This window comes from Mycobacterium sp. (assembly GCF_049647605.1).
Lineage (GTDB): Bacteria > Actinomycetota > Actinomycetes > Mycobacteriales > Mycobacteriaceae > Mycobacterium.
Window position 1 is genome coordinate 12,787 of sequence record NZ_JBARXZ010000243.1, and the last position, 15,088, is coordinate 27,874.

The window sequence follows — 15,088 nt, forward strand, 5'->3', positions numbered from 1 at the left end:
GCAAGCATGCGCGCTGGCCATCGGTGGTGTCGACGGGTTAGGTTGCAGGAATGGCGCATACCGATCCGACACCCGTCACGGCTGACTCCCAGCAAACTGAGCGGTTGTTTGCGCTCGCCGAGCGGGTGACCGGATTCATGCCCGCCGACGAGGGCCGGGCCCTCTACGACGTGGCGTGCGCCTATCTGCGTGGTGGGGTCGGTGTCGAGGTCGGCACCTATTGCGGCAAATCCACGGTGCTGCTCGGCGCCGCAGCGGCTGCCACGGGCAGCGTGGTCTACACCGTCGACCACCACCACGGCTCCGAAGAACATCAGCCGGGCTGGGAGTACCACGACACCTCGATGGTCGACAGCCACACTGGTCTGTTCGACACCTTGCCCACCTTCCGGCATACCCTCGACGCCATGGCATTGCCGGACAATGTTGTTGCGGTGGTGGGTAAATCGACCGTGGTGGCAGGCACCTGGCGCACCCCGCTGAACCTGGTCTTCATCGATGGTGGGCACACCGAGGAGGCCGCCCAGCGGGATTTCGACGGTTGGGCACCGTGGGTCGCGGTGGGCGGCGCACTGCTCATCCACGATGTGTTCCCGAATCCGGCGGACGGCGGGCAGGCCCCTTACCTGATCTATCGGCAGGCGTTGGCGAGCGGGGAGTTCCGTGAGGTGTCGGCGATGAAGTCGCTGCGGGTGCTCGAGCGGACGGTCAGCGCTCGCTGACCGCACACGCGCAGCCGAACTCCACTTCCAGACCACGGGGCAGGTGCGTGCCGCGGAAGATGCCGTTGGCCGGGGTGGTCCTCGACAGTGCGTCGGCAGCCAGGATCATGGCGGCGCCGGTCCAGGTGGTGCGCTCCACCGGCCAGCGCTTGCCGTCGGCATACACCAGGCCGGTCCAGTAGGAGCCGTCGCGTTCGCGCAGATGCTGCATGTTGGCCAATTGTTGGCGCGCCTGGTCGGTTCTGCCCATGGCATCCAGGGCCAGCGCCAGTTCGCAGGTCTCGGCTCCGGTCACCCAGGGCCGGTCATCGACGCAGCGGATACCCAGGCCGTCGACGACGAAGTCCGACCACCGCTCGGCGATCCGCTCATCGGCGCCCGGGCCGCGAAGCGCGCCGCTGAGGATCGGGTAGTACCAGTCCATCGAGTGGTGCGGTTTTTCGGTGAACAACCCCGGATGGGCGACGAGGGCATGGGCCAGTTCACCGCAGGCCACCTCCCACTCCGGCTGTGGATCGCCCAGGTGATTGGCCAGTGCGATCGCACACCGGATGCTGTGGTGGATACTCGCGCAGCCGGTGACCAGCGCTTCCTCGAGAGGTCCGGAAGGTCCACGTGCCCAGCAGATCTCGCCGCCATCGAGTCGTAGCTCGAGTACGAAGTCGATCGCGGCGCGCACTGTCGGCCACATCTGGAGGGCAAACGCATCGTCGCCGGTGTACATCAGGTGGTGCCACACCCCGGTGGCGATGTAGGCGCAGAAGTTGCTGTCGCTGTTGGCATCCTCGATGACACCCGCCCGGAACTGTAGCGGCCACGACCCGTCGGGACGCTGCTCGCTGCGGCTCCATTCGAAGGCGGCGCGTGCCGGCTCCAGTAGTCCGGCGGCCGTCAGTGCCATCGCGCACTCGATATGGTCCCACGGGTCGGTGTGTCCCATCGGTGACCACGGGATGGCGCCCGAGGGCTCCTGGGCCCGCGCGATGGACGTCGCGGTGGCCAAGCACTGCTCCGCGGTCAACACACCGGGTACTGCGGGAATATCAAGCTGTGCCAAAGGGTCTCACCGACCCTTTGGCTTCTCGAAGTACAGGGCGACGCTCTTGCCGATCAGCGGGTTGAGTGCCGCCTCGGCGGTCCTGGTGAGCGCGGGTGCCGACATCATGTCCCACACCAGCAGGCGATGGTAGGCGGTGACGGCGGGGTTCTTGGTCTTCTCGACCCCGACAGCACATTTGATCCACCAGTAGGGGGAGTGCAATGCGTGCGCATGGTGGGAGTGGGTGAACCGCATACCCCTGGCCTGGACCTTGGCCCGCAGCTCGTCGGCCTTGTAGATGCGGATGTGGCCGCCCTCGTTGGCGTGATATTCGTCGGACAGCAGCCAGCACACCCGTTCCGGTAGCCACCGCGGCACTGTGACGGCGAGCTTGCCCCCGACTTTGAGGACTCGTACCAACTCGCTGATGGCGGCCTCGTCCTGGGGGACATGCTCGAGAATCTCCGAGGCGATCACCACGTCGAATGTTCCGTCGGGGTAGGGAAGTGCCAGGGCATCGCCGGCCACCGCCTCGGCGCTGGCGCCGTCGGGCGCCTCGCCGGCCGCGGCCATGGCCTCGAACATCGTGGTGACGTTCTCGAGTTCTTCTTTGTCCTGGTCGAACGCGATGACGTCGGCTCCGCGCCGATAGGCCTCGAAGCTGTGTCTACCGGCGCCGGCGCCGACATCGATCACCTTGGTGCCGGGCCCGATCCCGAGTCGGTCGAAGTCGACGGTCAGCATGCCGAAACCCTATCGATAGCCCGTTGATACACCGTGACCGTCTGTGCGGCAACGGATTCCCAGCTGTAGATCTCGACGGCGCGGCGCCGCCCCGCTGCTCCCATGCGGTGCAGTTCGGCAGGGGAGTCCAACAGCTCGCCGAGGCTCTTGGTCAGTTCCTCGACATTTCCCGGTTCGACCAGCACCGCGGCGGACCCGTCGGTGCCCAGTACCTCGGGTAATGCGCCGGCGCGGCTGGCCACGATCGGGGTGCCGCTGGCCATGGCTTCCACTGCCGGCAGGGAGAATCCTTCATACAACGAAGGGATGCAAGCGATTTCGGCTGATGCCAGCAGTCCGGCCAGCTCGTCGTCGGTGAGGCCGCTGGAGATGTGCACGATATCGGAGATGCCGAGCTCGGCGATCAGCTTCTCGGTGGGGCCGTTGCTCTCCAGCCGCGCCACCAACTGCAACTCGACATCACGTTCGGTGCGGAGCTTGGCGACGGCTTGTAACAGATTGGCCACGCCCTTGAGCGGCACGTCGGCGCTGGCGATCGCGATGATGCGCCCCGGCACCCGCGGCTGCTGCGAGGGTGCAAACACCGCGGTGTCCACTCCGAGGGGCACCACCTGGAGCTGCGCGGGATCAACCCCGAAATCCGCGGCGATGTCGGTCGCCGAGGTGGTGGAGACCGTCAGCAGGTCCGGAATGGTCCTGGCGACCCGCTTTTGCATCTGGGCAAATCCATACCATCTGTGCACCAACGGTTTCCGTCGCCAGCTGGCGGCCGCCAGGTCGAGCACCCGGTCCCGGGTGATCGGGTGGTGCACGGTGGCGACGACGGGTAGGCCGGACGCCGCGATCTTGCGCAGCCCGGTGCCCAGGCTCTGGTTGTCGTGCACCACGTCGAACTCGCCGCGGCGCCGGGCCAACAGCCGGGCCATCCGCAGCCCGAAGGTGCGGGGTTCCGGGAAGCCGGCCGTCCACATCGTCGCCAGCTCGAGCAGGTCGATGGGGCCGCGGATCTCGCTGGGCCGCGGCACCCGGAACGGGTCCGGCTCCCGGTACAGATCCAGGCTCGGCACCTTGCACAGGCGTACCCGCGGGTCCAGGCCGTCCGGGTATGGCTGGCCGGAGAACACCTCGACGTGGTGGCCCAGTTCCACCAGTCCGCGGCTCAGGTGGCGGACATAAACTCCCTGTCCGCCGCAGTGTGGCTTGCTGCGGTAGGACAGCAGGGCGATACGCATGCTTTTCACCTGGGGATCACGCTGCTGTGTCTGGACATGTGTCTGGACTTTAATTCGAGTAGCTAACCAGCGCAACGCACCGGCTCACCCGAACCCCACGTTTGTCGCGTTGACCTGCGAGTTTCACCAACCAGTGCGCAATGTCCGGTCCAGCATGTCAACGAAGAAATCGGCAGATTCCCGGGTCAGACACATCGGCGGCTTCATCTTCAGCACGTTCTGATGGTCACCCGTGGGCTGCACGATCACGCCCAGTTCGCGCATCCGTTCGCAGATCGCGGCCGTTGCCGCGGCCGCCGGTTCCAGGGTGGTGCGATCGGCCACCAGCTCGACGCCCATGTACAGGCCGCTGCCGTGGACCGCGCCGATCAGCGGGTGCCGGGTGGCCAGCTCGGTCAGCCGGGACCGCAGATGCTCGCCGACGGTCAGGGCATTGCCTTGCAGGTCGTCGCGCTGGAGTACCTCCAGCACCGTCAGGCCCACCACGCTGGACACCGGGCTGCCGCCCGCGGAGGAGAAGAAGTACCCCTCGTTTCGGTAGGCGTCGGCAATGGCCTTGGTGGTGATCACCGCGCCCAGCGGCTGACCGTTGCCCATCGCCTTGGCCACGGTGACGATATCGGGCAGCACACCCTGCTGCTGGAAACCCCAGAACCACGCACCGAGCCGGCCATATCCCACCTGGACCTCATCGGCGATCGCCAGCCCGCCCGCGGCTCGGACCGCGCCGTACACGGCGTCGAGATACCCGTCGGGCAGTGCGACCCCGCCCGCGTTGCCGTAGAACGGTTCGGCGATGAACGCCGCCGGCGGATGCCCGGCGGCGACCAGCTTCTCGATGGTCGCCACCGCGTCCGGGGCGTAGCGCACGGCATCGGCCCCGCGATACTGACCACGAAAACTGTTGGGGGACGGCACCGTATGCACCCAGCTGGGCCGGGTGGTCAGCGCGTTCGGGTTGTCGGCGACCGACGTCGAGATCGCGTCGGTGGCATACGTCCAGCCGTGGTAGGCCTCGGCGACGGCGACGACGTCGTGGCGGCCGGTGGTGGTGAACGCCAGCCGCAGCGCCAGGTCCACCGCCTCGGAGCCCGAGTTCACCAGGAAGACCGTGTCCAGCGGGTCGGGCAAGGTGGCGGCCAGCCGTTCCGAGAACTCCACCACCGCACCGTAATTGAACCGGGAGTTGGTGTTGAGGCGACGCCACTGCCGGGCCACGGCAGCTGCCAGTTCGGGATGTCCGTGACCGATGCTGGTGACATTGTTCACCATGTCCAGGTAGCTGCGACCCTCGATGTCCTGCAGGTGTTCTCGCCAACCCCGCTCGATGCGCGGCGGATCGACGTAGTACTGCTCCTGGACGGAGGCAAACGAACGGTCCCGGCGGGAGATCAGCTCCGAGCTGTCTGCGGTGAACGGCGGTGCCGGTGTGGCCCCCAGCAGCTCCGCGGGGTCGTGGGTGAGTGACAACCAACCAGCCGCGTACTCGGGGCGCACAAACGGCGGTACTTCTCCGGCGTTCCCTGCGGTGACCTGCAGCCACAGCCGGCCCGGCCCGGCCTGTCCCAGGATTGCGCCCGCCTCGAGCGGCTGCCCGGCTGCGACGGCGGGGGCCACGGTCACACCGTGGATGTGCACGGTGGCCTGATCGCCGACGAAGCTCAGGGCGTGCTCGGAGACCGCACTGACCTGCCCGGGCCACGGGGTGGTCAGGGGCGCCCCGGAACGTAACCAGACATCGATGCCCGTCGGTACCGTGGCCGGCGACTCACTCTGCAGGACAGCCGATCTGGTGAGTCGGGGTTGCCCGTGGCGCGTCACCACGACGGCGGCATCGGCAGCGTCGGCACCGGCGTCCTCACAGTCGGCAGCCAGCCACCGGCCACCGTCGAGGTCCTCGGATTCGGTGGACAGGTCGAGCACGTACGGCTCGCCGCCGTCGATCACCCGGGCCGCCGAGGGAAGCGGTCGGCGGTGGGGGACGCCGAGTGCCTCCCCGATCAGTGCGCGCATCACCGCGGCGGGCACCGAGAGCGACCTCTCGAAGATCTGCCATTCGAGTTCGAGAGCGCTTGCCGCATAGTCGTTGTTGTCGTCGATGGAGGTCTGGTGGTTGCCACTGACCACCAGCGTCGCGGCCCGTAGGACCACCAGCGGCCACAGGACGTCGATCTCGGGGACGGTGAGCGGGCGTTGCCGGTGGAACGCCGCGATCAACGGCAGCGTCGCCGCGGGTTCTCCACCGGCGTGGCGCAATACGCAGGCGGCGGCGACGGCGAGTTCGGTGACCGCCCACGATCGGGTCAGATCACCGAAATCGATGATGCCGTCCGGCAACTGCCCGGACCCGGTGTCGGCGCACACGACGTTATCGTCGGTGAGGTCACCGTGGATCACCTGGACCGGGAGCTGATCTGCCACTGCGCAGACCGCTTGCCAGGCGGCCCGCGACTCGTTCTCGATGCGCGCACGCCGATTCGTGTCGGGTACGTAGGGGGCCAGCAATTCCACCGTGCGGTCGGCGAACCGAAGATCCCACTGCAGCACCCGATCGACCCCGGCATGGTCGAAGGTGGCCAATGCCCGGCTCGCTCTCCCGGCCAGTGCGCCCAGCGCCGCCCACCGCGCCGGGGCCACATACTGCTCGCCACTGAGCGTGCCGCCCGCCAGGTGGGCGATGACACGTGCGTACAGCGTGGTTCCCGACTCGTCCACCACCTCGGCCACCGGCGGATGTCCGTCGAACGCCAGGGTGTGCGAGGTGCGTATCGCGGGTTCGCGATCGGCGATGTGCCGGGCGGCGGCGTCCTGGGCTTCGATCTCGACCCGGCTGAAAGCCGGGTTGGCGATCTTGAGAACGCCGACCACCCCGCCGAGGTCGGCCTGCAGCAGAAAGTTGGCGTCCTGTTGGCTGCCCAGCGGTGTGGCGGTGACGTCGATGCCGAACCGGGTGCGCCCGATCTCCACCGCGTCGGCTGCGCTCACATCTGGGACGGGCAACTCGGACGCCTGGAAGAAATCGAATGTCGTCATCATGCTTCCTTTACAGCGGACACATTTCGGCGGTCACGGCGATCGACCGATTACGGTGGGGTGATGCGTGCGCTGATCATTGTCGACGTTCAGAACGACTTCTGTGAAGGCGGCTCCCTGGCGGTCACCGGCGGCGCGGGGGTGGCGCAGGCGATCAGCGAGCTTCTGGCCGGTGACCAGGATTATGACCACGTGGTGGCCACGAAGGATTTTCACATCGACCCCGGTGAACACTTCTCCGACGATCCGGACTTCCGCAACTCGTGGCCGCGCCACTGTGTGGCCGGCACCCCCGGCGCCGACCTGCACCCCGACCTGGATACCACTGCGGTCGAGTCGATGTTCACCAAAGGCCAGTACGCCGCCGCCTACAGCGGATTCGAGGGTGCCGATGACACCGGGACGCCGCTGGCAGACTGGCTGCGCAGCCGTGGCGTCGACACGGTGGACATCGCCGGGATCGCCACCGACTACTGCGTCCGGGCCACCGCGTCCGACGCGGTCACGGCCGGGTTTTCGACCCGCATCCTGGTGGACCTGACCGCCGGCGTGGCACCGGACTCGACTGCCGACGCGATCGCGGAGCTGCGTGCCGCCGGTGTGAAGATCGTCGGCACCCCGGCGTGACACCACCGACGAGTGCCGATCTTCTTGCTGCCGTCAAGCAGTCTCCGGTGGCCGCCGCGGCCCACGACCGGGCGCGGTGGGTGAGCCTGTTCACCGCCGACGGCGTGGTCGAGGATCCGGTCGGTGCAGCCCCGCACCGTGGTCGCGACGCCATCGGGCGGTTCTACGACACGTTCATCGGGCCGCGCGACATCGTCTTCCACCCGCAGGCCGACATCGTCTGCGGCAATGCGGTGATCAGGGACGTGCTCTTGGAAGTCCGGATGGGGGACGGTGTCACGATGATGGTCCCGGCGATCCTGCGTTACGGCGTGCACGTCGACGGTGCCGACCTCACGATCGCGCAGTTGCAGGCGTTCTGGGAATTACCGCCGATGTTGTGGCAGTTCGCCCGGTGCGGTTTGCGGGCCGCGCCGGTGGCGGTGGCCCTGACCAGGTCGCTGGTGAGCAACCAGCAGGTCAGCGGGGCACTGGGCTTCCTCACCGGCCTGCACCGCCCGGCCCGTCGGCATCGGGGCGAGATCGACACCTTGGTGACGGCACTGATCGGCGGTGACCAGCTGACCACCCGGCGGATGCTCAGCGGGGCCTCGCAGGTCACTCTCGGCGACTTGGCGCCGCTGGGGGTCGACGCGTTGGTGGCCCACCTGCGCGGGGCGCAACAGAGCTCCCGGATCACCGCGGGAGCGACGACGGCGGTGTCCCTCCGCGGTGACGACGGGCCCGCGGTGCTGCTGATCGAGGCCGATCCCTGGACCGTCCGCTGCTACCTCTGAGCGGACCGCCCACCTGATTGTCACATTCGGGCGAAGCGCGCCATCGCAAAACAGTAGGCGCCGTAGGCGGCGATACCGACGGCTGCGGCGAACAGCAGGAACTTGCCGAACGGCGCTTGTCCCAGAGTTTTCACCGCCGCGTCGATGCCCGCCGCTTTGGCCGGGTCGGTGTTGAGGGTGGCGACGATGACCAGCAGCCCGGCGCCGCCGAGGACCACGCCCTTGGCGATGTAGCCCGCCATCCCGAGTGGGGTGAGCACCGGCCCGCCACCGACCGACAGATCGTCGAGGAACTTCTCGGAGGCCCCTTTGTACACGTGGTAGCCGCCCACTCCGATGACGACCAGTCCGACGATGATGAGAAGGCCCTTGCCCCAACCGGATTGCATCAGCTGGGCGGACATGCCGGAGTTCTGTTGGCCCGATGACTGGCCGCTGCCGGTGGCGAACCGGATCGCCGAGAGAGCCAACCCGCAGTAGACGATCGCCAGGGCCAGTGATTTGACCCGCTGGACCAGCAACTTGGCGCCTTTGTCGTCGTCGCCGGATTCATTCGGATGTGATCCGACCACGGTTTCGGCCAGCCGCCAGGCGGCGAGCCCCAACAACCCGGCCGCCGCCGCGTACAGGGTGATCGCACCGCCGCCGCTGGCGGACAAGGTTGCCAACGCACCGGATTGGTCGGCGTTTTCACCGTGACCGCCTCCGGTTGCCAGGCGGACGACGATGTAGGCGATCAGCAGGTGCAGCACCCCGCTGGTCACGTATCCGGCTCGGGCCGCGTATTCGAAGGCACTGGAGCTGGTGGCTCGATCAACTGCACCGTGAACACGGCTGTTGCTCATGCCGCTGTCGATACCCGTCGCGGCGACGGCGCAAACGCCCGCCGGCTCAGGTGTCGATGCGCTTGCGGCGATACAGGGTGCCCACGCCGATGAGGATCAGGCTGATCACCAGGATCGCGGTGGCCAACACGTTGATCTGTGGCGGTACCGCGGCTTTGACGGCGGCGTTGACAAACAGGGGGTAGGTCACCGACGAGCCGCTGACGAAGTAGGTCACGATGAAATCGTCGAGCGACAGCGCAAACGACAACATCGCGGCTGCAACGATCCCGGGCACGATCAACGGCAATGTCACCTTGAAGAAGGTGCGTGCGGGACTGGCGCCCAGATCCATCGATGCGTCTTCGAGTGTCCAGTCGAAACCGCGGACCCGGGCCCGCACCGTCATCGCGATGAAGCTCACCTGAAAGGCGATGTGCGCGATGATGATCGTGGTGTAGCCGGCCGGCCAGGACAGATCCAGGAACAGCACCAGCAGTGAGGCACCCATCACCACCTCGGGCGCGGTCAGCGGCAGCACCAGGAAGCCGTCCACCAGCCGGTCGCCGCGGAAGCGCTGCCGAACCAGGGCGATGGCCAGCAGCGTGCCCAGCACCAGGGCGATCGCGGTGGAGACCGCGGCGACGTTGAGGCTGAGTTTGAGCGCCGCGGTCAACGGTGGGTACTTGAACGGGTCGGCCCAGTTGTCCAACGTGAAACCCTGCCAGGTGTAGTTGAACTTGCCCTGCGGGTTGTTGAACGAGAAGGCCACGATCACCGCGATCGGGATGAACAGGTACAGCAGTACCAGTCCGGCGATCACCCGTAATGCGATGTCGCCGAACTTGAGTCGCGCCAGAATGCCGGGCTGCGCCTGGGCGCTGCGCTCGGCCACATCGGCGTTGGCGGCCACGATCCGGTCATGCAGTGTCATCGGAAACCTTCGTCATACCAGATCCTCGGTACCCAGAGCCTTGGTGTACATCAGCACCCCGACCAGGATCAGCCCCATCAACACCATGGACAGTGCGGCGGCGGCCGGATAGTCCTTGACCACCAGGAACTGTTGCTGGATCACGTTGCCGATCATGGTGGTCTGCGTACTGCCCAGGTACTCGGCATTGATGAAGTCACCGACGCTCGGGATGAAGACCAGCATGCTGCCGGCCACCACACCCGGCAGCGCCAGCGGCATGATCACCTTCGCCAGCGTTCGGCGGTTTGTCGAGTACAGATCGCGGGAAGCCTCCAGCAGCCGGGGATCGATCTTCTCCAAGCTGACGTACAGCGGCAGGATCATGAAGATGATCCAGTTGTAGGCCAGCCCGCCGATCACCGCCCAGCTGGTCGACAACAGTCGACCCTCGCTGGGCAGCAGCCCGATGGTGCCGAAAAGATCCACCACCCAGCCGTTGTCGGCCAGGATCGTCTTCCACGCGATCGTGCGGATCAGGAACGTCACGAAGAACGGCAGGATAACGAGACCCAGCAGCAGGTTCTTGTAGCGGCCCGCCTTGAACGCGATCACGTACGCCAACGGAAACGCCAGCACCAGACAGATCACCGTGGCGGCGAGCGCGTAGGTGAACGACCGGATGATCTGGTCGCTGTAGACGGAGAACGCATCCGTGTAGTTGCTGAAGTCCCAGGAGAAAGTCAGCGTCGGCATGAACACCGACCCACCGGAGCTCGACAGCGACGTCCGGGCCAGCGAGAAGAACGGCACCACGAAGAACAGCCCGAGATAGGCGAGCCCAGGCAGGATCATCAGATACGGTGCGATCTTGCTGCGCTGCCGGCCGCTGGAAGCTACCCCGGCCATTGATCAGCCGCCGGTGACAGCGGCATATGCCGTGTTGAACTCTTGAGTCTGCTCATCGGTGAGCGACGGCCAGCCCTTCACGTTGTCCAGGACGTCCTGCGGGGGGTTGATCAGCGGGTTGGCGGCCGCCGCGGGATCGATCTTGGCGAGTTCGTCGGTCATGTCCGAGAGCACCGGCACGAACTGTGTGTACGCGACGAGCTTGGCGTAGTTGGGCCGGTCGTAGATGAAGTTGATCCACTCCTCGGCGGCCTTCTGGTTCTGAGTCGTGTACGGCAGGATCATGGTGTCGACGAAGGTGGTGCCGCCGGACTCGGGGACGATGAACTGCAGGTCCGGGTTGTCGGCCTGCAGCTGCACGACGTCACCCGAATATGCCTGGGCGATCGCGATGTTGCCTGCGGCCAGGTCGTCGGCGTAGTCGTTGCCGGTGAAGCGGCGGATCTGACCGGCATCGCGGTGTTCGCGCACCAGGTCGACGGCCTTCTGCACGGATTCGATGGTGGGGTTCTCGAGGTCGCTGCCCTGGCTCAGCATGATCATGCCGAGGCCGTCCTGGGAGTCGGAGAACAGGCTGACGCGGCCCTTGAATGCGGGATCCCACAGATCGTCGATCGAGGTGATGTCCCGGCCGGTGGCCGCCCGGTTGTAGGCGAGGCCCACCAGGCCCGACATGTAGGGCGCGCTGTATTTGCGGCCCGGGTCGACGCTGGCCTCCAACAGATCGGAGCGCAGGTTGCCGAAGTTGGTGACCCGGTCGTGGTTGATCTCGTTGAGCCAGCCCAGTCCGTGGAGGCGGGCCGCCATGAACGTGGTGGGTACGGCCAGGTCGAATCCGACGTCCTGTTTGCGGGACAGCGGCTCCTTGATCTTGGCGAACCACTCCTCGTTGTCGTTGAGGTCTTCCTTGTAGTCGACGGTCAGGCCGGTTGCGGTCTGGAAGGAGGCGACAAATCCGTCGGCCATGTACAGCGGCCAGTTCGAGATCCGCAAGGTGCCTTCGGCCGGTGAACCGTCGTCGGGTGCCGCGCTGGCGGCAGTGGTGCCGCTGCCGCTGTCACTGCTGCCACAGGCGGCGAGGAAGGAGCCGCCGAGGGCGAGTCCGGCTGCCGCGGCAGCACTTCCGCCGAGGAACCGGCGCCGTGAGGTGCGGTTGGTGGCGAGGCGTGCCAGCAGTGCTGGATCGAAGTCTGGAGTTCTGGCCATGGCTGCTCTTGCCTTTCGTAAGGGGCGGGGGTGCCTGATGGTCGGGGCTGTGGGGGCTGCCGGGGATCGGACTAGGAGTCGTCGAGCATGTCTTCGAGGTCCTCGGTGGTCGGGATGTCGGCGGCGGGAAGCACCAGCGACGCCTCCGCTGCCCAGCCGACAAACACCTCGTCCCCCGGGCGCAGCAAGGGCAGATTCTGTTCCGGGCCGACGTGCGCGACGATCGGCGAGGAGTCGGCGGCTGCCAGCGACAGCCGGACGACCGGTCCCTGGAACGTCATGTCGGTGACGGTGGCTCGCACCGAGGCCACTGCCTGATCGGCGGCGGAGAGTTCGGTGGTCGACACGCGGATCCGCTCGGGCCGCACCATCAGCGTTGCCTGGCCGCCGTTCTCGATCGTGGTGTCGCCGGGGCGTGCCCTCAGCGTGCTGCCCAGTACGGCCAGTTCGGCGAGATCGCCGGACATTCCGAGCTTCTTGCCGTGCCACAGGTTGGCCTGGCCGATGAAGCCGGCGACGAACACGGTGGCGGGCCGGTCGTAGATTTCGGTGGGGGTGCCGATCTGTTCGACGGTGCCGGCGTTCATGACCGCGATGCGGTCACTCATCGTCAGCGCCTCTTCCTGATCGTGGGTGACGTAGACGAACGTGATGCCAACTTCCCGCTGGATCCGTTTCAGCTCGAACTGCATCACGTGACGCAGTTTGAGGTCGAGAGCTCCCAGCGGTTCGTCGAGCAGCAGTGCGCTGGGGTAGTTGACCAGCGCGCGCGCCAGAGCGACGCGCTGTTGCTGACCGCCGGAGAGCTGGCCGGGCCGGCGCTGGGCGAAATCGGTGAGCCGGACCACCTCGAGCAGCTCGTCGACCCGGCGTTTCACCTCCGATTTGTCCTTTTTCATGCTGCGCGGGCCGTAGGCCACGTTGTCCCACACCGACATGTGCGGGAACAGTGCGTAGTGCTGGAACACCGTGTTGACGTTGCGTTTGTGCGGCGGGACGCGGGACACGTCGGCGCCTTCGAGACGGATGGCGCCCTCGGTGGGCGTCTCGAATCCGGCGATCATTCGCAGGGTGGTGGTCTTTCCGCAGCCCGATGGTCCGAGCATGGAGAAGAACTCACCCGCGCCGATGGAGAAATCGGCGTCGGTGACCGCAACGTAGTCGGAAAAGCGTTTGGTGACGTGATCGATCTCGATCACCGGCTCACCTGGGGCTGCTCCGCTCCGGTGTCCTGCCTGGTTCGGTGTGGCGTGTGTGCCGGTCTTACTCAGGAGAGCTCCTCCTCGTCGGGACGAGTTGCGCTCCGTCACGGAAGGGTTTGAACCCGGATGAGTGCAACTGTCAATAAACCTTCACCCATCCGTGGCTCCATCGCAACCGATTCCGTGACGAATTTTCAATTTCGCAATGGAATCGCTTGTTGACGGCCTGGCTGACGGCGCAGAGGGGTCGGTGAGGAGGCGTCCTGAGGGGAGGTCGGCTTGAAACCCGGCTCAGGGGGTCGGTGTCAGCGTGACGCTGAACCGGTTTTCGATGTTGCCACGGAACTCGTCCTCGCAGTCGAGCTGGGCCGAGGTATCGGAGCCGGCCCGTTGCATGCAGTCAAAGTAGTCGCCGCCGCCGACCTGGAGGAAACCCCATACCCCGAAGGCGATCAGGGCCGCATTGAGCGCGATGCCCACCAGCCCGAGCACAACGCCGGCGATCGCGACGCCACCGTTGGTGGCCTGCCCTTTCTTGGCGCGGTTGTAGCCGATGAAACCCAGGATGATCGCGACGAGCCCGAGTACAAAGCCGCCGAACACCGTCAGCACGGCCGGCAGTGACAGGATCGCGACCACCAGTGCGGCGATACCGAGGCCGTTCTTCGGCGCAGCGGGCGGTGGCGGGGCGTACGGCCCGCCACCGTAACTGCCGTAACTGCCGTAGCCGCCGTAGCCGGCGTAGGGCTGTGGCGGTGGCGGGGGATAGCTGCCCGGGTATGGGCCGGGTGGGGGCGGCGGCGGGGGATATCCGTGTGCCCCACCCTGCTGGGGATTGTCGGGCTTGGCGGATTCGGGCGGCTCAGTCATGATTCGTACTCCGGATCAGGCTCGTGCGGACGACCGACGGGCGCAAGATTACCCGTCAGCCGCGGCGGCTCGGCAGGGATATGTGTGGGCACCGCACCGAGTCCGCTAACTGTGCGGGCAGATGGTGGGTGGCGACCAGCACGGTGCGGTCCGTCGACAACAGCCCTGCTGCACCCTGATTCCCGCTGCGCAGCAGTGCCAGTAGCAACTCGTCGGCGTCGGAGATGTCGAGATGTTCGGTGGGTTCGTCGAGCAGGACGACGCGGGCGCGGCACAGCAGCACCCGGGCCAGCAGGAGTCGCCGTCGCTGACCGGCCGACAAGGCAGCCGCGCCGCCGTCGAGCACCGTGGCCAGCCCGTCCGGCAACGTGTCGAGCCAGTCCCGCAAGCCCACGTCGGTCAGCGCGGCCAGCAGTTCGTCGTCGGAACAGTCGCCGCGCGCGACCAGCAAGTTGTCTCGGATGGTGGTGGCGAAGACATGGGCGTCCTCGGCAAAAAACGCTACTGCCGTGCGTAATTCGGTCTCGTCGAGGGAGTTCAGTGGCGCTCCGCCCAGGGTGACGGTGCCGTGCGCCGGGGGAAGCAGCCCGGCGAGTGTCATCAACAGTGTGGTCTTGCCGGAACCGCTGGGGCCGGTGATCACCAGCCGGCTGCCCTGGGGGAGTTCGACGTCGACCGCTGGACCCGTCACGTCGTCGCTGAAGCCGGCGGCCACCTGATCGGCGCGCAGTGTCAGGTTCTGTGGCGCTGCGGTTCCGGTCGGCGGGGTTGCGACACCGGTGAGCCCGAGGAGTCGGCGGGCCGCGATCCGGGACCGGGTGAGTTGTATTGCGGCCGCCGGCAGGGCCGTGGTGGCCTCGAACGACGACAGCGGCAGCAACATGAGGATGGCCAACGTGGTGGGGGCCATCGACGGGTCGGCACCGGCGACGCCGAGCGCGGCGACCACGGCGCCGAGAGCGGCGGCGCCGATGGCTGCGGTGGGCACAGC

The 15,088-nt window shown here is 66.9% G+C and carries 14 protein-coding genes; 3 read left to right on the forward strand and 11 right to left on the reverse strand.

Annotation, left to right across the window (positions count from 1 at the left end; all coding sequences use genetic code 11):
- The first annotated feature begins 50 nt into the window (after positions 1 to 50).
- Positions 51 to 722 (forward strand): class I SAM-dependent methyltransferase, encoded by a 672-nt coding sequence (locus WBB07_RS30090; RefSeq protein WP_526313548.1) that lies wholly within the window; start codon positions 51 to 53, stop codon positions 720 to 722.
- Here WBB07_RS30090 and mmpH read toward each other — a convergent pair.
- The 4 genes from mmpH to WBB07_RS30110 form a co-directional block, all read right to left on the reverse strand.
- A complete protein-coding gene (mmpH, locus tag WBB07_RS30095; protein ID WP_526313550.1) occupies positions 709 to 1,779 on the reverse strand; it encodes an MMP endo-(1,4)-3-O-methyl-alpha-D-mannosidase in 1,071 nt (356 codons plus the stop codon). The two genes, WBB07_RS30090 and mmpH, sit on opposite strands and share 14 nt — an antisense overlap.
- A gap of 6 nt (positions 1,780 to 1,785) precedes the next feature.
- Positions 1,786 to 2,505 (reverse strand): class I SAM-dependent methyltransferase, encoded by a 720-nt coding sequence (locus WBB07_RS30100; RefSeq protein WP_526313552.1) that lies wholly within the window; start codon positions 2,503 to 2,505, stop codon positions 1,786 to 1,788.
- Positions 2,499 to 3,737 carry an MMP alpha-(1->4)-mannosyltransferase gene (manT, locus tag WBB07_RS30105; RefSeq protein ID WP_526313553.1) on the reverse strand — a complete coding sequence of 413 codons (1,239 nt, stop codon included), beginning with the start codon at positions 3,735 to 3,737 and terminating at the stop codon, positions 2,499 to 2,501. Before manT ends, WBB07_RS30100 begins: the two co-directional genes overlap by 7 nt.
- Before the next feature lie 123 nt (positions 3,738 to 3,860).
- On the reverse strand, positions 3,861 to 6,773 hold the full coding sequence (locus WBB07_RS30110) for an aminotransferase (protein ID WP_526313555.1): 2,913 nt from the start codon (positions 6,771 to 6,773) through the stop codon (positions 3,861 to 3,863).
- Between the two features lie 60 nt (positions 6,774 to 6,833).
- Here WBB07_RS30110 and WBB07_RS30115 point away from each other — a divergent pair, with 60 nt between their 5' ends.
- Both WBB07_RS30115 and WBB07_RS30120 read left to right on the forward strand, forming a co-directional pair.
- On the forward strand, positions 6,834 to 7,397 hold the full coding sequence (locus tag WBB07_RS30115; protein WP_526313557.1) for a nicotinamidase: 564 nt from the start codon (positions 6,834 to 6,836) through the stop codon (positions 7,395 to 7,397).
- Positions 7,394 to 8,173 (forward strand): nuclear transport factor 2 family protein, encoded by a 780-nt coding sequence (locus tag WBB07_RS30120; protein WP_526313559.1) that lies wholly within the window; start codon positions 7,394 to 7,396, stop codon positions 8,171 to 8,173. Before WBB07_RS30115 ends, WBB07_RS30120 begins: the two co-directional genes overlap by 4 nt.
- A 20-nt stretch (positions 8,174 to 8,193) precedes the next feature.
- On the opposite strand, the gene WBB07_RS30125 is transcribed toward WBB07_RS30120, so the two are convergent.
- The 7 genes from WBB07_RS30125 to WBB07_RS30155 all read right to left on the reverse strand — a co-directional run.
- A complete protein-coding gene (locus WBB07_RS30125; protein WP_526313561.1) occupies positions 8,194 to 9,018 on the reverse strand; it encodes a DUF1206 domain-containing protein in 825 nt (274 codons plus the stop codon).
- A 46-nt stretch (positions 9,019 to 9,064) separates the two neighbouring features.
- Positions 9,065 to 9,931 carry an ABC transporter permease gene (locus tag WBB07_RS30130; RefSeq protein ID WP_526313563.1) on the reverse strand — a complete coding sequence of 289 codons (867 nt, stop codon included), beginning with the start codon at positions 9,929 to 9,931 and terminating at the stop codon, positions 9,065 to 9,067.
- A 12-nt stretch (positions 9,932 to 9,943) separates the two neighbouring features.
- Positions 9,944 to 10,819, reverse strand: coding sequence for an ABC transporter permease (locus WBB07_RS30135; protein WP_526313565.1), 876 nt, complete (start codon positions 10,817 to 10,819; stop codon positions 9,944 to 9,946).
- A gap of 3 nt (positions 10,820 to 10,822) precedes the next feature.
- Positions 10,823 to 12,025 carry an ABC transporter substrate-binding protein gene (locus WBB07_RS30140; RefSeq protein WP_526313567.1) on the reverse strand — a complete coding sequence of 401 codons (1,203 nt, stop codon included), beginning with the start codon at positions 12,023 to 12,025 and terminating at the stop codon, positions 10,823 to 10,825.
- A 71-nt stretch (positions 12,026 to 12,096) separates the two neighbouring features.
- Positions 12,097 to 13,224, reverse strand: a complete 1,128-nt coding sequence (locus WBB07_RS30145) for an ABC transporter ATP-binding protein (protein ID WP_526313569.1) — start codon at positions 13,222 to 13,224, stop codon at positions 12,097 to 12,099.
- A 294-nt stretch (positions 13,225 to 13,518) separates the two neighbouring features.
- Positions 13,519 to 14,097 (reverse strand): DUF4190 domain-containing protein, encoded by a 579-nt coding sequence (locus WBB07_RS30150; RefSeq protein WP_526313571.1) that lies wholly within the window; start codon positions 14,095 to 14,097, stop codon positions 13,519 to 13,521.
- Between the two features lie 55 nt (positions 14,098 to 14,152).
- The coding region (locus WBB07_RS30155; RefSeq protein WP_526313573.1) for an ATP-binding cassette domain-containing protein at positions 14,153 to 15,088 on the reverse strand (936 nt) is incomplete at its 5' end.